The following is a 17,989-nucleotide window of genomic DNA, read 5'->3' as shown; positions in this document are numbered from 1 at the left end:
CGTCACTCGTCGGGGCTGATCAGCTCGATCAGGCGCTCCAGGGCGACCGGCCACAGCTCGGGGGTGAGGTTGGCCAGCAGGGTCTCGGCCAGCGCGTGGGCGACCATGTCGATCTGCTCGCGCACGGCCGGGTCGAGGGGGATCGGCGGCGCGGAGACCGGCGGGCTCGAGACGGGAGCCGGCTCGTTCGACACGAGGGCCGGCTCGGGCATGACAGCGACCCGTTCCGCCGCCGTCGCCGTCGTGGCGGGCTCGGCCGGTGGGGCCGAGACGGCGGCGAAGTCGGCCGGCAGGTCTTCCGGGGCGCCGACCAGATGCACATGTGACGTCGCGCGGGTCAAGGCGATGTAGAGCAACCGATGCCCGCGCGGATCGTCATCGACGATGAAGCCGGGCTCGACGACGATCGCGGCGTCGAATTCCAAGCCCTTCGCCTCGTGCGGGCTGAGCAGAGTGATCCCCGGGCCCGCGCCGGGGCGCGGATCGCCGGCCGGCTCGGCGGGGGCGGCGGTCCAGGCGAGTTCCTCCTGCTTGAGGAGGGCCTCGATGTCGTCGCGGCAGCGCTGGGGGCAGAGGATCGCCACGGAGTGGCCTTCCTCCGCGTGGTCGGCGGCGGCCGCGACCACGGCGGCGGCGCGCTCGGCCGGGTCGGCGACCGGGGTGATGACCGGGTCGGCGGGGCCCTCCCGAACCGTGGTGGGGGCCTGCACGCTGGGGGCGGCGGTCGGCAGGAGCTCGGCGGCCAGGTCGAAGATCTGGCGGGGGATGCGGTAGCCGAAACGTAGTTCGCGGTGCACGTGCGGCTGCGGGGACGGCAGATGCGCCAGCACGTCGTGCCAGTCGTCGCGGGCCCACGGGCCGGTGGATTGCGCCATGTCGCCGACCACCGTGAGCGAGCCGTTGGCCGAGCGCCGGGAGAGCGCCCGCAACTGCATCGGCGACAGGTCCTGGGCCTCGTCGATCACCACGTGGGCGAAGCGGTCCGGTTCCGTGCCGGCCAGGTGCTCGGTCTCGTCGAGCAGGGCCAGGTCGGCCTCCCCGAAGTCGTCGTCGGGGCGGTACAACGCGTTGATCTCGCGGTCGGTGAACTCCTCACCGGCGGCCGCGGTCAGCCGGTCCCGCGAGGCGAACAGCTCGCGGAGGAACGTGGCCGCCGCGAACTCGGGCCAGATCAGCTCGGCCAGCAGGTCGGCCGCCTCCAGCACGAGAGAGGGGTCGGGACTTCCGGCGACCAGCACGGCCCGCAGCAGCCGGCGCCGGTCACCGGCCGAGGCCTCGCTGGCCCGCGCGGTGACGATCACCCGCTCGACCGCCACCGGATCCAGGGTGACGGCTCGTCCGCGTACCGTCACTGTCGCCGGCATGCCGGCGGGAATGCCCTTCTCCCGGGACTCCAGCGCGCGGCTGAGCAGCCCGGCCATGCGGGCCTCGCCCTTGAGCCGGGTGACATACAGCGACTCGGCCCGGCCTACGGTCACCCGCGGGAGAAGACCGGAGATCGAGTGGTGGCGCACGCCGGGATGGTTCCAGCTTTCCAGCCGGGTCCGGCTCTCCCGGGCGTACGCGTGTGAGGGCCCCACCACCAGCACGTCGGCCGGGGAGAGCTTGGTGTCGGGGTCGTCGAGCAGCCACGCCACCCGGCGCAGGGCCGTGACCGTCTTCCCGGTGCCCGGCCCGCCCTGGATCACCAGCAGGCTGTCGGCCGGCGTCCGGACCAGCTCGTCCTGGGCGGCCCGGATCGTCGCGACGAAATCCGGGCCGGCCTCGGTCGTCCCCTGCCGCACGGCATCGAGCAGCGCGTCCTCACCGCCGGGCGGAGCAGCGGGCCCCGGCTCGTCGCCGCTGTCCACGCCGGTTCAGTCGCTCGCGAGGGGCACTTCGAGGCGTACGCAGCCGTGCAGGTCGAGAAAGACCCGGTCCGGCGCGCGCACCACGCGGAGGACGACGTCGGAGCAGTGCGGGCAGCGGGCCACCCGCCCCGCGGTCGCGCCCCACAGCACCAGGGTGGCCACCGCGTCCGTGTGACCGCAGCCGGCGCACTTGTACTCGGCCGCGGTCACGTCGACGGCGAAGATCTCCCGCAGGTCGCCGGCCATGGCGTTGCCGTCCAGCGGCTCGTGGCTCTCCTCGCTCACGACGCGCTGCTCCTCGCTCACGACGTGCTGCTCCTCGCTCACGACGTGCCTCCGAAACGTTCGGTGCGGATGCGGCGCGGGTCGTGACCGAGGGCGACCAGGATGTCGGCCGCGGTCTCGACGAACGCCGTGGGTCCGCAGACGTAGCAGTCCGGTGCGAAGTCCGGCGGCCAACCGTACGTGTTCAGGGCCGCCACGTCGATACGCTTCGGTGCGGCGGGCCACCCGTCCGGGGCCTTCCTCGTGTACACGAAATGCACATCGAGGCCGGCGTCGTCGCGTACCCGCCGGCGCAGCTCCTCGGCATAGAGCGCGTCCTCGGGCGTACGCACCGAGTAGATCAGCCGGAACGGCTGTTTCGTGCCCGCGAGGGCCCGGGCCCGCACCATCGCCATCAGCGGCACCACACCCGAGCCGCCGCCGATCAGCGTCACCGGCGACGTGCTCTTGGACCGCCAGACGAACCAGCCGCCGACCGGGCCGCGCAGCTCGACCTGATCACCCACCTGCAGGTCGTCGGTCAGGTAGGGCGAGACCTCACCGTCGTCGAGCCGCTGAATCGTCAGCTCGACCTTCTGGCCCTCGGCCCAGGCCGAGGCGATCGAATAGCTACGCTGCGCCCGATAGCCGTCCTCGGCCGTCAGGCGCACGTCGACGTGCTGGCCGGGCAGATGGCCCGGCCAGTCGGGGACGTCGAGCACGAGGGTGCGCGCCGACGGCGTCTCCCAGCGTGCCTCCGCGAGCGTCGCCGCCCGCCAGGTCAGTCGCCCTGATACCGCTGTTCCAGCCATGGGTCTCCGTACATGTGATAGCCGGCGGCTTCCCAGAAACCGGGCTCATCCTCGTTCATCAGCTGGATCCCGTTGACCCATTTCGCCGATTTCCAGAAGTACAAGTGGGGCACGACGAGCCGAGCCGGACCACCGTGCTCCGGCGCGAGATCCTCGCCGTCGAATTTGTACGCTACCCAGGCCTTGCCGTCGAGCAGATCCTCCATCGGGACGTTCGTGGTGTATCCGCCGAAGCTGTGCACCATGGTGTAGTCGGCCGCCGACTCGACGTTCTCCATCAAGGTGTCCAGGGAGACGCCGCGCCAGGTCGTGCCGAGCTTGGACCACTTGGTGACACAGTGGATGTCGACGGTGTAGTCCTCGGCCGGCAGGGCCGTGAACTCGTCCCAGTTCCAGCTGGTCTTCTCACCGGTCTCGGTCTGGATCGTGAAGCGCCACCGATCGAGCGGAATGCGCGGGGTCGGCCCGGCCGAGAGCACCGGGAAGTCGTGGGTCAGATACTGACCGGGCGGCAGTCCCTCGACGGACTCACGCCGTCGGCCGCCGAATCCTCGGGAAATGATGGCCATGGTGCTGAGTAAACCGCATGATCAAGCACCCCGGGACCGGACGTACGCCACGTCACGTGCAGTTTGCTTCCCGCGCCTAGCCGTTTTGGCCCGATTTATCCGGCTCTTTGGGACCATAGGTGTTCGGAGTCCGCCCCGGCGGACCGCAGCCGAGATCTTTGAGGTTTCCTGAAATGAGCACTCCATCCGAAGATCAGCCCGGCGACGAGGGCGTCTACCAGTCGGACATGCACGACCGCCAGGAACGCCGCCGCAAGCAGCGCGCCAAGCAGGCCGTCGTCGGTGTGGCCGGCCTAGCCGTCCTCGGCGCCGGCGCCTACTTCGTCACCACCCAGGTCACCGGCCAGACCACCGAGACGCGCGACGCTGGCGCCCTGGCCCCGATCACTTCAGCGGCCACGAGCGCCCCAGCATCCGCCTCGGCCTCACCGGAGCCGACCGCCGAGGCCGACGCGGTCACCCCGACCAAGGGCGCCGTCAAACAGTCGACCAGCCCGACTCCGTCTCCCTCGCCGTCCCGCAGCATGTCGGTCGAGCAGGAGATCAAGGAGGCAAGGGAGAAGGCGGCCAAGGACGGCTACAACGTTAAGCGGCCGGTCACCCCTGCTCCCAACGCCGCCACCGGGCCGGTGACCGAACACAATGAGAACCGAAAGAATGGCACCTTCCGCGTCGTCACCGCCAGGCATGACCTCAGCGGCCAGCGCGAGCTGCTGTGGGTGGCCAATGGCGGTGAGTCGGTCGGTAGTGCGGACTGCACGCAGACCTTCAAGTTCTCCAACAATGACAAGCCTCAGGTCAAGAAGAACATGCTGGTCTGCTGGCGCACGTCGGCCAGCCGGAGCGTCGTGACCGTCATGGTGGACTACAACGGCAACCCGTCGAAGACGGACAGCGTCAAGGCCATCGACCGGGAGTGGGCCAAGCTCGGCTGAACTCCTACGACAAAAGGGCGTCCCCGTTTGTGGGGGACGCCCTTTTGGTGGGGCCGGCCCGCCCGCATGCGAAGCGGCCCGGAGCCGAGGCTCCGGGCCGCTTGTGCTGTCTAGCGCGGGATCAGACCGATCAGAAGTCCGAGACCGTGAAGACGGAACCGCTGGAGATCTTCGAGAAGTTAGTGCCCGCGACCCAGGCCGTGTTGCTGACCGGCTTGGTGTCGTTCACCACGACGAGCTGGTAGCTGCCCTTCGGGACCACCGTCGCCGAAGCCTTGAGCAGTGAGTACGCCGGGCTGGCGGCGGAGTCGAAGATGTTGTTCAGCATCAGCGTGCAGATGACCTCGTCGTCATCGATCTTGACGGGGCTGGCGCACTGCGAGATGAGGCCGGCACCCCGGGCGTCACCGGTGGTGAGACCGGTGACCGTCGTGAACCACGAGTTGTCCACGAGGAAGATGTACGACGTCCCGCCGGTGGTGACGTCGACCGGCTGCGAGCTGTTGTTCACGGTCGCGCCGTAGGTGAGGTTGCCGATGCCGGTGCCGACGATGTCGAGGGTCGGGTTGACCGCGTTGGTCACCGCCACGTACTGCTTGGCGGTGTTCGGGGTCACCGTGATGCCGAAGGTGTAGGCGAACGAGTTGGTGCTGTTCGCTGAGCCGGACTCGGTCGTCACCTTGACCGCGCTGCTGCCGGCCGTGTGAGCCGTCGTGGTGCCGACGAGCTCGGTGCTCGAGTTGACCACGATGTCCTTCAGCGGGGAGCCGCCGATCGAGACGCTCAGGGTGTCCTTGGCCGGGTCGTACGGCGACGGGAAGCCCGTGCCGGCGAGCGTGATGCGAGTGCCACCCTGGGACGGGCCCGAGGTCGGCGAGACGGCGCCGACGGTCAGCGGAGCGGCGACCGTGTACGTCGCCGGGGCCAGGATGAGCGCGCCGTCGGTCGTGTTGGAGTAGACGCAGACGTTGTACTTCGTCGTCTTGGAGTCGATCATCGCGACGTCGGCCGTCATCTTCGCGGCCAGGCGCGTGCCGCTGATCCGGCTGATCGTGTCCGCCGCGAACGCCGTCGCGCCGGTGGTGTACGTGGCCGGGCAGGCGTCCGAGGTGAAGATGACGCCGGGCGCCGACGGGAACGTCAGTGCGCTCTGGCTGATGATGATGGTGTTGGTCAGTCCGCTACCACCGGCCGACGGGCTGATCGACGAGGCCGGCAGAACCGAGTAGGTGGAGGCGGCAGTACCCAGCAGGGCCGAGTTGGCCGCCGTGCCGCCGTAGAGGCAGACCTTGTAGCTGCTGCCCGCGGTCAGCCCGGCCGGAGCCGTGATGGTCGCGACGCTGGCGCTGGTCTTGACCACCGTGGTGGCCGCGGTGTTCCCACCAGTGGTGGTGTAGGTGGCCGGGCAGGTGTCGCCCGTGGAGAAGGTCGCACCGACCGTGGTGGCCGAGGCGAGGTAGTTACCGGCGCCGGTCGCGGTGAACGTGTTGCCACCGGCCACCGGGCCGGCCGCGTTGCTCAAGGTCGGCTTGGTGCTGGCCGCGCTGACGACCAGGCCGGTGCCGTTGGCCACGATCGGCGAGGCCGACACGACGGTCGAGCCGGAGGCGACACCGTAGACGCACACCTTGTAGGTGCCGGCGGGGATCGTGCCGGCGGTGAGCGTGACCTCGGCCGTGTCCTTGTCTGTACGGCTCACGGCCACCGCGAGGCCGGTCGTCCCGTAGGTGGTCGGGCAGGTGGCCGTCGTGATGCGGCCGGCGAGGACGGTGGCGGTCGCGGACGGGAAGGCGTCGGTGCCCGTCACAGTCACCGTGGTGCCACCGCCGATCGGAGCGGTCAGCGGGTCCACCACCACAGTGGTGTTGGCGGCGAAGGCCGGGGCCGACATACCGGCAAGCACCGCGGCGGTGCAGCCGGCTACAGCAACGCCGGCCTTGAGCGGCCGAAAGCCGCGGGTGGATTGGGACTTGCGCATGCGAGGTCCTCCTACGGTTTTCACAAACCGCGATGTGGAATGGGTGAGCCCGCGCGTGACGAGGACGGCGGGCCGTCTCGCGAGGAGCCTAACGTGGCTTTTAGCGTGTTTTGCTCGTTAGAAGAAACTGGCCCGAATTGCCGGTTACCGTGATAAAGAAGCGGCCCGGAACCAGATGGTTCCGGGCCACTTGTTTACGTGCGGTCAGTGCTTAGAACGGGGCCACCGTGAAGGTGGAGCCGCTCGAGAGCACGCTGACGGTCGGCGTAGCGCCCGCCGCCGCGTTGCTCACCAGCTGCACGTTGTACGCGCCCGGAGGCACGGCAGCGGAGCTGGAGATGATCGGCGTGGTGAGACCGGCGGCCACCGGGTTGGACAGGGTGATCACCGTGCCGGCGTCGTTGACGCCAGTGATGTAGGTGCCCTCCGGAATCTTGGTGCCGTTGCCGGACTCGGTGATGTGCCGGCCGACGTCGGCCTGGGTGAACTGGGTGCCACCCGAGGCGTAGGTCAGCGTGGTGGCGTTGGCCGTTGTCGCCACGACGGTCGGGCTGTTCGTGCTACCGATGGCCACCGTCGTCGGCGTACCACTCGGCACGCCAGCCAGGACGACCGAATAACCGTCGATCACCTCGGTGATCCGGTTGGTGCCGGTGCTGCCGGCGGGCCCAACGAGGGCGGCGGTGACGGTCTTGCCGACGTCGGCCTGGGTGAAGATTGGCGAGGTCGACGTCATGATGTTGGAGGAGCTGGAGGTCACGACGGTCGCGCTGGCCCGGTAGGCGCTGAAGGAGCCGAAAAGCGCGCCGGTCGCCAGCAGCGACTTGCGCAGGTCCATCGTGCAGACGAGCTCGTTGTCGTTGATGACCAGAACACCCAGGCAGTCGGCGACTGCTTTGACGTTGTTGCGGTTGGTGCTACCGCCGGCCTGCGTCGCTGCGGCGGCCTCGTAGGAGCCCTTGACCAGGTAGACGTGAGCGCTGGTGTTCGCGGTGTCGGCGAAGACGTAGTCCTTGAAGTTGGTGCCGAAGATGTCCAGGGAGACCTGGCCCACCGTGACGGCCGCCGAATTCGGCGTGACGACCAGGCTGTTCACGTAGTTGTAGGCACCCGGAAGGGTGTCGGTGCCGATGTCGGTCTTGATGACGATCGACGAGGAGCCCATGGAGTGGGCCGGCGCGACGAAGGTGAAGCTGGTCGCGTCGAGCGGGGTGATCTTGCTGTTCTCCACCGGCGTGTTGCCGATGGTGACGGTGATCGAGCCGGCTGTGGCCGGCAGGTTGGCACCGGTCACGGTGATCGTGTTGCCGCCGAGGGCCGGGCCCTGGGCCGGCGACACCGAGAGGATCCGCGGAACCGCGGCGACCGTGTAGGTGGCCGAGGCGAGCAGCTTGCCGTCAGTGCCGTTGTTGTAGAGGCAGACACTCCAAGCGCCGCTGGCCAGCGGGCTCGACGGGAACTGGATCGAGGCCTTGCTGCTCGTGAGCTTGCGCGTGTTCTGCGCGGCGGTGCCACCGGTCACGGTGTAGGAGCCGGGGCAGTACGGCGCGGTCGCCGAGCTCTGCTTGAAGAAGACGGCGGCCGGGGCCGTCGACGTGGTGAGAGCGTTGGCGTTGTTCGACGTCATGGTGACGTTGACGCCGGAGCCGGCGCCGACGGTCTGGCTCAGCGACGCCGTGCCCAGCGTGACCGTGTAAGCGGTCAGCGAGGTGGTGCCGACCAGGTTCTCGCCGGAGTTGGCGCTGTAGACGCAGGCGTTGAACGTCTGGTTGTTGACACCGCCGACGCCGGCCGGGATGGTCGCCGTGAGCTGCGTCGTCGACACCTTGTTGACGTCCTGCGACTGCCGGGTCGCGGTAATGTCGGCGTACGACGCCGGGCAGCCGTTGGAGGCGAAACCGACGTAGTAGGTCGAGCCGCTGAGGATGGCGCTGGTTGACGGGAAGGTCACCGTCATGGTGCCGCCCGCCCCGCTGGCGCCGGTCGTCGGCGTGACCGTGGTGGCAGCCGGGGCCACCCGGTAAGGCGAGCTCATCAGCAGGGCGCTGCTCGCCGTGGTGCCCGGGTAGACGCACAGCGTGTAGGCCTTGAACGCCCCGCTGTTGAGAGCGAGCGTGGTCGGGACCGCGACCGAGATCTGGTCCTCACTGGTGCGCGTGACCGTTCCGACGGTGTTGCCGGACGCCGAGTAGTTGGCCGGGCACGAGGTCGGCGAGAAGACCGCCACCGGCGAGGCGATGTTGGTGAAGGTGCCGTTGCTCGTGACCGTGATGGCGCCGCTGGGCGGGCCCGCGACCGGCGTGGCCGTCGCGGACAGGTTGAACGTGCTCGACAGTGCGAGCGCGGCGCCGGCGGAGCTCGATGTATAGACACAGGCGTTGTACGCCCGGTTCGCACCCGAGTTGAACGCCAGCGAGGCCGCGCCGGTGCCCGGGGTCAGTACCACGGCGTCGTCGCTGGTCCGCTCCAAGGTGGCCACGGTGGCCGGCGGCGTCCCATAGGTGGCGGGGCACGCCGTCGCCGAGAAGTAAGCCGCCGGGTTCGCGATGCCGGTGAAGGCGCCGGCCGAGGAGATGTTCACGGGGCCGTTGAGGCCGCCGGTCACCGCCGCCGAGGTCGGCACGGCGGTGTACGTGCCGCTGCCGACGACGAGGTCGGTGCTACCTGTACCGACAAAGACGCACAGGTACCACGGTGTGGCCTGGTTGCCGGTGAGGGTGAGCGCACCACCACCGGTCGGCAGGGTCACCGTCGCGGTGCTGTCGTTCGTCTTGGTGATCGCGGCGACCTTGGCCGTGCCGGGGGGCGACCCGTAGGCAGCCGTACCACCGGAGCAGCTGTTGGTGGTGTCGAAATACGCCGCCGGGGTCGAGACACCGGTGAGGAAGTTCGTCGCCGAGATCGTCAGGGTCCCGGTGACCGGGCCGGCCGACGGGGCGATAGTGAGCGCGGCGTTGGCGGCGAAGGCCGGCGCCGGCACCATCGCGACGGCAGCGGCGGTTACCGCTGTCGCGAATCCGGCGCCGAGAAGGCGCCTTCGGGTTCGAGCATGGAACGTGCGCATGCGAGGTCCTCCTACGGGTCCATCCGGACCACGTCTCTGGATTGGGGTGGGCCCGGCGTGCGGAGAACCGTCGCGGGCCGTCTCGCTGGGAGCGTAGCCAGACTTGAGTGCTTCCTGACTAAAAGCAGTGAAGATTCGGATATGTCGGACCTAAGGCGTTCGGGCTGGTAGTGCGATGGGTTGAGGAGGGTCGATGTCGGGGTTTAGGAATGCCTTACCTCATTCAAATTAATGGTGGTGTAGTTCGGCATTGGTTGGGGAATGGTTTATCGTCGTGGGGGACGGGATGCTAGAAATGGGAGGCGACGAATCATGACTCAGGCTCTGGAAATGCCGCGGGTGCAGACGTGCACGGTTACCCAGTGTGGGTACAACCATGACGGGTGTACGGCGTTCGCGGTGACCATCGGCAGCATGAACGCCGAGTGCGACACCTACGTGGAGACCGGGGACAAGGGGGGCACCGGGAAGCCGCTGGCGCAGGTGGGGGCCTGTAAGCGGTCTGACTGTGTCCACAACGGGGACCTTGAGTGCCACGCGCCGGCGATCGTGGTGGGGGCGTCGGGGGACAAGGCTGACTGCCTTACTTACGAGGCTCGCTGAAAACAAACCTGATAAAGCGCTCGCGCCCCTGGATGAGGGGTGGCGGGCGCTTTTCTTTAGGTAAGGCACGCCTTTATTAGGTGAGCCTTTCTTTAGCCGCGGGCGGTGTCGGGAAAAGGCCAGGAGCGGCGGGAAGGGCGTGCGGGCTGCGGGGTGAAGGCCGAGGTGGCGGGCTGCGGCGGAGAGGGTCGAGGCGCGGCGGCGGCCAGGGATTGACGGGCCGCTGGAGTGCGGGCTAAGTTGTTCTCACATCGAGTTCATCTCAGGGTGAGGACAACATGGCTAGCGAAGCGGACTTCCTGGCGGGATATGACCCGGGGGCCTACCCGGCCGCGGCGGTCACCGTCGACGTGGTGGCGCTGACCATCCGCGAGGGGCGGCTCTGCGTTCTGCTCGTCGAGCGGGCCGAGCATCCGTTCGCCGGGCGGCGGGCGCTGCCGGGTGGCTTTGTGAAGGATGAGGCCCTCGATGAGGCGGCGCTGCGGGAGCTCGACGAGGAGACGGCGCTCGACAAGGTGCACCTTGAGCAGCTCAAGACGTACGGCGATCCGGGGCGTGACCCGCGGATGCGGGTGTTCTCGGTGGCCTACCTGGCGTTCGCGCCGGGGCTGCCGGAGCCGCGGGCCGGCTCGGATGCGGCGGGGGCGGCGTGGGTGCCGGTCGAGCAGGCGGTGGGGCTGGCCTTCGATCATGACGTGATCCTGGCCGACGGGCTTGACCGGGCTCGCTCGAAGCTCGAGTACACGCCGCTGGCCACCGCGTTCGTGGGGGACGAGTTCACCATCGGGGAGCTGCGGCAGGTGTACGCCGCGGTCTGGGGGGAGGAGCTGCACGCCGGGAACTTCCATCGCAAGGTGCTCTCGGTGCCGGGCTTTGTCGAGAGCACCGGGGAGACCACGGCCCGCGGCGGGGAGCGGGGCGGGCCGAGGGCCAAGCTCTACCGGGCCGGTGACGCTCAGCTGCTGCATCCGGCGCTGCTGCGGCCGGCCCGTGAGGACGGCGTGCGATGACGTTCGCCGAGGCGGTCCGCCAGATCGAGGCCGCGAGCACGTACCAGGAACTGACTGATGATTACCGGGAACTGGCCAAGGCCGTACACCCGGACGCCGTCAGTGAGGCGCAAAGCGCGACCGCCACCAGGGTTTTCGCCAAGCTGGCGCGGCTGCATGCGGAGCGGACCGTGCTGGTCGGTGACATCGCCGACTTGCGGCCCGGCGAGGGCGGGCTGGTCAAGGTGCCGCGCGACCCGGCCGACAACGACCTGATGGAGGCGGAGGCGGCGGCGCTCAAGCGACTGGAGACCGATGGCGACCCCAGATACCGGCCCTATGCGCCCCGGTTGATCAAGAGCTTCGTGCACGAGGACGAGCAGCGGCGCCGGCGCCGGGTCAACGTGCTCGAGAAGCTTGACGGCTTCGTGCCGCTCACGAAAGTCACCGGCCGGCTGGACCCGCGCGACGCGGCCTGGATGTGGCGGCGGCTGCTGGTCGGGCTCGGCTGGGCGCACCGCGCGGGCGTCGTGCACGGCGCCGTCTTCGAGGAACACGTGTTGATCCACCCGGAGCAGCACGGTGTGGCCCTCGTCGACTGGTGCTACTCGGGGGGCCGGGTCAGCGCCGTGATCAAGAACCGCCACTATCCGCCCGAGGTCAAGCGGGACCGGACGGTCACCCCGGCCACCGACATCTACCTGGCCACCGACCTGATGGCCCGGATCACCGACATGCCCGAGCCGATGCGGCGCTTCGCCGACGGCTGCCGGTACGACGCGCCGCGCATGCGGCCGCAGGACGCGTGGTCGCTGCTGGGCGAGCTCGACGACCTGCTCGACAACCTTTACGGGCCGCGCAAATTCCGGCCCTTCAAGCTGTAAGGAGAACGACATGGGAAGCGGACGCTGGTCAACCGACGTCTACACCGCAGCGGCCAACTACCGGGCGAGCAGCGGCACGAGCGCCTTCGCGTACAGCGACAGCGGCGCCCGGACCGCCCACCCCGCCCTGGATCCCAAGAGCAAGACCAGGGAGAGCCGCGACAGCGACGAACACCCGTACAGCACGCCCATCGCAGTGATTTTCGATGTCACCGGCTCCATGGGCAGCGTGCCCCGCGCGCTGCAGACCAAGCTGCCGCAGCTGCTCGGCCTGCTGACCCGCAAGGGCTACGCCACCGACCCGCACCTGATGTTCGGCGCGGTCGGGGACGCCACCTGTGACCGGGTGCCGCTGCAGATCGGCCAGTTCGAGTCGGACAACCGGATGGACGACGACCTGGCCCGGATCGTGCTCGAGGGCGGCGGGGGCGGCCAGAAGCGCGAGTCGTACGAGCTGGCCATGTACTTCATGGCCCGGCACACCCGGCTCGACTCGGTCGCCAAGCGGGGCCGGCGCGGCTACCTGTTCCTGATCGGCGACGAGATGCCGTACCCCCAGGTCAGCCGCAAGGAGGTCAAGCGGTTCCTCGGCGAGGACCTGCGGGAGCGGATCAGCACCGAGGACATCCTGGCCGAGCTGCAGCGCAAGTACGACGTGTACTACCTCATGCCGTCCGCGGCCGGCTGGGGCGGCGACAAGGAGATCCTCCAGCGCTGGCGGGGGCTGCTCGGGCAGAACGTGCTCGAGCTGGACGACCTGGACGCGGTCTGCGAGACGATCGCGCTCACGGTCGGCCTCGGTGAGGACACGATCGACCTCGACGAGGGCCTGTCGCACCTGGTCGAGGCGGGTTCGGCCCACGGCCGTACGGTCGGCAAGGCGCTTGCGCCGCTGCAGCGGGGCACGGTCGTCCGCTCCTCGATCAACGTCGGCACGGCGGCCAGCGGGAACGAGCGGCTGTGAACGAGCACGTCGCGGTCGTCGACCTCGGGTACGGCGACGCCGGCAAGGGCACCGTGGTGGACGCGCTCTGTGCGTCCGCCCCGGTGCGGGCCGTCCTGCGGTTCAACGGGGGAGCGCAGGCGGCCCACAACGTGGTCACCGAGGACGGGCGGCACCACACGTTCAGTCAGTTCGGCTCGGGCACGCTGCGTGGCGTGCCGACCCACCTGACCCGGTTCATGGTGGTCGACCCGCTCGCCTTGGCCGCCGAAGCGGCGGCCCTCGGCAATCCCTTCGAGCTGCTCACGGTGGATGGTGACGCCCTTCTCGCCACTCCGTGGCATCGGGCGGCGAATCAGCGGCGGGAGGCCGAGCGCGGCGGGTCCCGTCACGGTTCGTGCGGCATGGGCGTGGGTGAGACCGTGGCGTACGCGTTGAGTCACGCGCACGCTCCCCGCGTGGCCGACACCCGCAGCCGTACGCGTCTTCGCCGTGTCCTCTCCTCCCTGGCCGGCGATCTCGGGCCGATCGGCGCCCCGCTGGACGACGTGGTGGAGGCGTTCGCGCTCTTCGGCTCGAAGGTGTCGATCGTGGACGGCAGCCACACCGACCGGCTGCTCGCCGAGGGGCCGTGCGTGTTCGAGGGCGCGCAGGGCGTGCTGCTGGACGAGTGGCGCGGCTGGCACCCGCACACGACGTGGTCGACGACGACGTTCGACAACGTGACCGAGCTCTGCGGATCGTTCAAGCGGCTCGGCGTCGTGCGGACCTACACGACCCGGCACGGGGCCGGGCCGTTCGTCACCGCCGACCCGTCGCTCGACCTGCCCGAGGCGCACAACGGGACCGGCGAGTGGCAGGGCGCCTTCCGGGCCGGGCATTTCGACGCGGTGGCCCACCGGTACGCGGTGGAGGTGGCCGGTGGCGTGGACGCTCTGGCCGTCACACACCTCGACGCGCCCGGCCGGTGCGACTCGTTGCGCGTCTGCGAGGCGTACAGCCTGGAGGGTTTGACCTGGGCCCGCATCGAACCCGGGCCCCCGCGCGACCTCGGCCATCAGGCCGAGCTGACCGCGCGCCTGTTCCGGGCAACTCCGGGCGTCATGTCGCGACCGGACGAGTGGGCCCCGGCGATCGGCGCGATGCTCGGGGCGCCAGTGGAGATCGAGTCCTACGGTCCCACCGCGGCCGACAAGAAGTTCGTGTGACTCCTAGCTGACAGTGGCGGCGGGCCGGCGGGTGTCTGCTGGGGCCATGCGAGCCCCGGTACGCCGTCGGGTGGCGGCCATCCTCGCCGCGCTCGGCCCGCTCGGCTGGTTCGGGATGAACCCCCTCGGGCCGACGGAGCACGGTGGCCGGCCGGACGTCTCGCTGACGCTGACGGCCCGGTCCGAGGGCGGGCGGTACACGCTGAACGGCGTCACGCCCGGGCCGCAGATCCACGTTCGGCCCGGTCAGCTGCTGCAGGTGACGCTGGTCAACGAGTCGGTGCCGGAGGGTACGGCCCTGCACTGGCACGGGATCGCGGGGCTCACCCCCGACGCGGTACTCGGGGTGGGGGAGCGGCATGTCTACCGCTTCACGGCGCCGGACGAGGGGACGTACTGGTATCACTCGCAGGGGCTGTTCGGCGCCCTTGTCGTGGGCCGGTCGGCCGCCGATGTGGACGAGGTGCTGGTCGTGCACACGTACGACGGGAGGCGCACCATCAACGGAGCGCCGGGGTTGTCCTCGCTGACCGGGCCGCTGCCGGTCTGGGGATCGGTCGCCCGGGTGCGGGTGATCAACACTGATGCGGGGCCGATCCGGATCTGGGTTTCCGGTTCGTTGTTCCGGGTTGTGGCCGTGGACGGGCGCCCGGTCTACCGTCCCGTCGATATTTCAGACAAGTCGGTTCTGGTGGCGGCTGGTGGGCGGGTTGATCTGTCGTTCACGGGGGCGGCGCGGGTTGATGTGGGCGGCGGCGCGGCGGCGGTGTGGGGCACGGTGCCGGGGGCGGCTCGGCCCTCGTCCGTACTGGATCTGTTGTCCTATGGCGCGCCGAGGGCTCTCGGCTTCGACCCGGCGCGCGCGTCGCGGCACTTCGAATACCGGATCGGGCGGCGGATCGGCTTCCTCGACGGCGTGCCCGGCTTGTGGTGGTCGGTCAACGGCCGGTTCTTCCCGGACGGGCTGACGTACGTGGTCCAGAAAGGCGACATCGTGCGCATGACGCTCTCCAACACGAGCGGGCGCGCGCACTCGATGCACCTGCACGGGCATAGCGCGGTGGTGCTCAGCCGCAACGGGGTGGCGGCCACCGGAAGCCCGTGGTGGTTCGACTCGCTGGAGGTGGGCGACGGGGACACGTACGAGATAGCCTTCGTCGCCGACAATCCGGGCATCTGGGCCGCGCACTGCCACGACCTGCTCGCCTCTCTCGCGTACGCCTTCCCCTCGCCTCCGCGGTGAGATCTATAGGCTGGCGGCATGCCACTCACGGGAGAGTACGAGCCGAGCACGTCCGGCTGGGCCCGCTCGCAGGCCGAGAAGTACGAGGCGTCGGACGGCGCCGAGGCCAACGACATCCAGGGATACCCGATCATCCTCGTCTCCTCGATCGGGGCGAAGACCGGCAAGCTGCGGAAGACGCCGCTCATGCGGGTCGAGCACGAGGGCTCGTACGTGGCGGTGGGGTCGCTGGGCGGCTCACCCAAGAACCCGGTGTGGGTCTACAACCTGCGCAAGAATCCGCAGGTCACGCTGCAGGACGGCGCGGACCGGGGCGATTACACGGCCCGGGAGCTGTCCGGCGAGGAACGGGACGTGTGGTGGGAGCGGGCCGTCGCGGCGTTCCCCAACTATGCCGTCTACCAGACGAAGACCTCGCGGCTCATCCCGGTTTTCCTCCTTTCGCGCATCTGACTGAAAAACCACGTGCCATCCGGGCATCGAAGCTCGATCATGGAGTGATGCGCACCCCCCACCAGGCCGTCGACCGGCTCGGCGCCCGGCCGGAGACCGCGCCGGCGCCGGTCGCCACGCCGCTGCCGCTGGCCGGGGCGGTGGACGACGGCGACCGCCTGGTCGACGTGGTGGATCTGCTCGCGCTGGACGGCTTCGTCACCGGCCGGGAACCGTTCGGGCGCAGCCGCTACCTGGAGAACGTGCGGGCCGACGCCGCGCTGACCACCGACGACGCCCGCGTGGTGCGCGACGCCGTCGACGAGGACGGGCAGGGCCGGCTCTCGGTCGGCGAGGGCTGGACGCTGCACGTCACCCGCTGGAAGCAGAGCCGCCGGGCCCGCGTCACGGTCACCGCGATCACGGCCGAGCTGGCCGAGACGGTCCTCGAGGCGGCCGTGGCCAACGCGGTGCAGGAGCCGGAGCCGGCCGGCGACAGCGTGCCGATCGGTTTCTGGCACTTCGGCCCGCACGGCCCCCGCCGCGTCCAGCGCGAGATCGACGCCGCCCCCTGGTCGACGATCTCGGCCAACTACGCCGGGCCGGTCGCCCGCACCCTGGAAAAGCTGATGGCGCTGGACGGCTCGGCGGTCAACGGCCGCCTTCTGCTCCTGCACGGCGAGCCCGGCACCGGCAAGACGACAGCCCTGCGCGCGCTGGCCCAGCAGTGGCGCGCCTGGTGCCAGGTCGACTGCGTGCTCGACCCCGAACGCCTGTTCAGCGATCCCGCCTACCTGATGAGCGTGGCCCTCGGCAGCGATGACGAGGACGAGCCGCGCTGGCGCCTGCTCATGCTGGAAGACTGCGACGAGCTCATCAACGGCGAAGCGAAGGCCAGCGCCGGCCAGTCTCTCTCCCGCCTGCTCAACCTGACCGACGGCCTGCTCGGCCAGGGCCGCAACGCCCTGATCGCCATCACCACCAACGAGGACCTGGCCTCCCTGCACCCCGCCGTGGTCCGCCCGGGCCGCTGCCTGGCCAGCATCGAGGTCGGCCGCCTCCCCTACCCCGAGGCAGTCGCCTGGCTGGGCACGTCCCGGGGCGTCGCCCCCGAGGGGGCGACCTTGGCCGAGCTGTACGCCCTGAAGACCGGCACCGAACCCGTAACAGTCCCCAAACCAGAGCCCACCACGGGCATGTACCTGTAGCCGCGCCGCCCTGCTCCACCCCGGCCGCCCGGCCCACCCCGGCTGCCCGGCCGCCCGGCCCGCCCCCGGCTGCCCGGCCCACCCCGGCTGCCCGGCCCGCCTCGCCTTTGTGCGACCGCCTTGCTGCCCGGCCCGCCTTGTGCGACCGCTTTGCCTGCCTTGCTCCCCGGCCCTGCCTTGCCCGGCCCGGCTGTGGCTGGCCCAGGCGGTTGTGGCCGCCTGGGCCAGTTGGTCAGCGGAGGCCGACGACGGCGGCGTCGGTGCCGCCGCGCCACAGGATGCCGGCCTCGGTGAAGCCGGCGACGCGCAGCGCGTCGACGTGCCAGAGCGCGGGCGGCGTCCACTCGTGGCTGTGCCGCGTGGACGGGTAGATCCGATCCCGCTCCACCGCCTTGGGCGCGAGGAACTCGTCGGCCGCCGCAGCCGCCCACCAGTCACCCCACGACGTGGCCGCCCCGGTCGCGTAGCGCGCCTCGCGCAGCGCCCGCCCGTGCGCCCGAAGCTGCTCCGAGAGCGTCGGCAGCGACTCCTCCGGCATGTGATCGGCGTTCACGAAGATCCCGCCCGGCCGCAACACCTCCCGGATCTCGCCGTAGAGCGTGGCCACCCGCTCAGCCGGCAGCCAATGCAGGGCGGTCGCGGTCAGCACCGCGTCGAACTCACCCTCCGGCAGCTTGGCCCGCCACCCCGGGTCACCGAGATCGGTGTCGACGATCGTCGCCCGCTCCCGCAGCGACGCTGCGGCGATGGCCAGCAACACCGGATCCTGATCGAGCACCGTCACCGAGGCCCCCGGGAACCGGGCCAGCGCCCGCAGCGAGATCGTGCCGGTGCCACCGGCCAGATCGAGCACCCTCGGCGGCTCCCCGCCGTTGGTCGCCGCCACCGCGTCGAGCATCGCCCGGAACCGCTCCTCACGGTCCGGCATGAAGGCTTCCTGCTGGCGATCCCAGCTTTCCTGCCACACCTGCGGGTTGCTCAAGTAAGCACTCATGGGCCTAACGCTA

The 17,989-nt window shown here is 70.1% G+C and carries 16 protein-coding genes; 9 read left to right on the top strand and 7 right to left on the bottom strand.

The genetic code is table 11. From position 1 onward, the window contains the following. Positions 1–2 precede the first annotated feature (2 nt). From AB0J66_RS15820 to AB0J66_RS15805, 4 genes are read right to left on the bottom strand one after another with little or no spacing between them, the layout of a single operon-like run. Complete coding sequence (locus AB0J66_RS15820) at positions 3–1,850, bottom strand: UvrD-helicase domain-containing protein (protein WP_364660370.1); 1,848 nt, start codon at positions 1,848–1,850, stop codon at positions 3–5. A 6-nt stretch (positions 1,851–1,856) separates the two neighbouring features. After that, positions 1,857–2,135, bottom strand: coding sequence for a DUF6510 family protein (locus AB0J66_RS15815; RefSeq protein WP_364661184.1), 279 nt, complete (start codon positions 2,133–2,135; stop codon positions 1,857–1,859). Between the two features lie 38 nt (positions 2,136–2,173). Further along, on the bottom strand, positions 2,174–2,926 hold the full coding sequence (locus AB0J66_RS15810) for a ferredoxin reductase (protein WP_364660368.1): 753 nt from the start codon (positions 2,924–2,926) through the stop codon (positions 2,174–2,176). Then, entirely contained in the window at positions 2,896–3,495 is a 600-nt protein-coding gene (locus tag AB0J66_RS15805; protein ID WP_364660366.1) for a sulfite oxidase-like oxidoreductase, read from the bottom strand. Before AB0J66_RS15805 ends, AB0J66_RS15810 begins: the two co-directional genes overlap by 31 nt. 173 nt (positions 3,496–3,668) lie before the next feature. Between AB0J66_RS15805 and AB0J66_RS15800 the strand changes: the two genes are divergently transcribed. Then, positions 3,669–4,430: a hypothetical protein gene (locus AB0J66_RS15800; protein WP_364660364.1), complete on the top strand. Its 762-nt coding sequence runs from the start codon at positions 3,669–3,671 to the stop codon at positions 4,428–4,430. Positions 4,431–4,560: 130 nt separating this feature from the next. Here the strand turns inward: AB0J66_RS15800 and AB0J66_RS15795 are convergent, their stop codons facing one another. Together AB0J66_RS15795 and AB0J66_RS15790 are read right to left on the bottom strand one after the other, a co-directional pair. Next, positions 4,561–6,408: an IPT/TIG domain-containing protein gene (locus AB0J66_RS15795; RefSeq protein WP_364660362.1), complete on the bottom strand. Its 1,848-nt coding sequence runs from the start codon at positions 6,406–6,408 to the stop codon at positions 4,561–4,563. A 211-nt stretch (positions 6,409–6,619) separates the two neighbouring features. After that, positions 6,620–9,472, bottom strand: coding sequence for an IPT/TIG domain-containing protein (locus tag AB0J66_RS15790; protein WP_364660360.1), 2,853 nt, complete (start codon positions 9,470–9,472; stop codon positions 6,620–6,622). 312 nt (positions 9,473–9,784) lie between these two features. Here AB0J66_RS15790 and AB0J66_RS15785 point away from each other — a divergent pair, with 312 nt between their 5' ends. The 8 genes from AB0J66_RS15785 (at position 9,785) to AB0J66_RS15750 (ending at position 16,982) form a co-directional block, all read left to right on the top strand. Beyond that, on the top strand, positions 9,785–10,075 hold the full coding sequence (locus AB0J66_RS15785) for a DUF1540 domain-containing protein (RefSeq protein WP_097327373.1): 291 nt from the start codon (positions 9,785–9,787) through the stop codon (positions 10,073–10,075). Between the two features lie 278 nt (positions 10,076–10,353). Then, the gene (locus AB0J66_RS15780) at positions 10,354–11,085 is read left to right on the top strand and encodes an NUDIX domain-containing protein (RefSeq protein ID WP_364660358.1); all 732 of its coding nucleotides are present in this window, start codon (positions 10,354–10,356) and stop codon (positions 11,083–11,085) included. Further along, the gene (locus tag AB0J66_RS15775) at positions 11,082–11,948 is read left to right on the top strand and encodes a molecular chaperone DnaJ (protein WP_364660356.1); all 867 of its coding nucleotides are present in this window, start codon (positions 11,082–11,084) and stop codon (positions 11,946–11,948) included. Before AB0J66_RS15780 ends, AB0J66_RS15775 begins: the two co-directional genes overlap by 4 nt. A 10-nt stretch (positions 11,949–11,958) precedes the next feature. Further along, positions 11,959–12,912, top strand: a complete 954-nt coding sequence (locus AB0J66_RS15770; protein ID WP_364660354.1) for a hypothetical protein — start codon at positions 11,959–11,961, stop codon at positions 12,910–12,912. Continuing rightward, positions 12,909–14,099 (top strand): adenylosuccinate synthetase, encoded by a 1,191-nt coding sequence (locus AB0J66_RS15765; protein WP_364660352.1) that lies wholly within the window; start codon positions 12,909–12,911, stop codon positions 14,097–14,099. Before AB0J66_RS15770 ends, AB0J66_RS15765 begins: the two co-directional genes overlap by 4 nt. 46 nt (positions 14,100–14,145) lie before the next feature. Continuing rightward, positions 14,146–15,342, top strand: a complete 1,197-nt coding sequence (locus AB0J66_RS15760) for a multicopper oxidase family protein (protein WP_364660350.1) — start codon at positions 14,146–14,148, stop codon at positions 15,340–15,342. A gap of 18 nt (positions 15,343–15,360) precedes the next feature. After that, complete coding sequence (locus tag AB0J66_RS15755) at positions 15,361–15,795, top strand: nitroreductase family deazaflavin-dependent oxidoreductase (protein WP_364660348.1); 435 nt, start codon at positions 15,361–15,363, stop codon at positions 15,793–15,795. Between the two features lie 47 nt (positions 15,796–15,842). Further along, positions 15,843–16,982 (top strand): DUF5925 domain-containing protein, encoded by a 1,140-nt coding sequence (locus AB0J66_RS15750; RefSeq protein ID WP_364660346.1) that lies wholly within the window; start codon positions 15,843–15,845, stop codon positions 16,980–16,982. 232 nt (positions 16,983–17,214) lie between these two features. On the opposite strand, the gene AB0J66_RS15745 is transcribed toward AB0J66_RS15750, so the two are convergent. After that, positions 17,215–17,976, bottom strand: a complete 762-nt coding sequence (locus tag AB0J66_RS15745; RefSeq protein ID WP_364660344.1) for a class I SAM-dependent methyltransferase — start codon at positions 17,974–17,976, stop codon at positions 17,215–17,217. Positions 17,977–17,989: the final 13 nt, after the last annotated feature.

Origin of the sequence: Actinoplanes sp. NPDC049598, from assembly GCF_040675435.1 — a bacterium.
Taxonomy (GTDB): domain Bacteria; phylum Actinomycetota; class Actinomycetes; order Mycobacteriales; family Micromonosporaceae; genus Actinoplanes.
The sequence above is the reverse complement of the archived record's forward strand: the minus strand, read 5'-3'. Positions and strand labels throughout refer to the sequence as shown.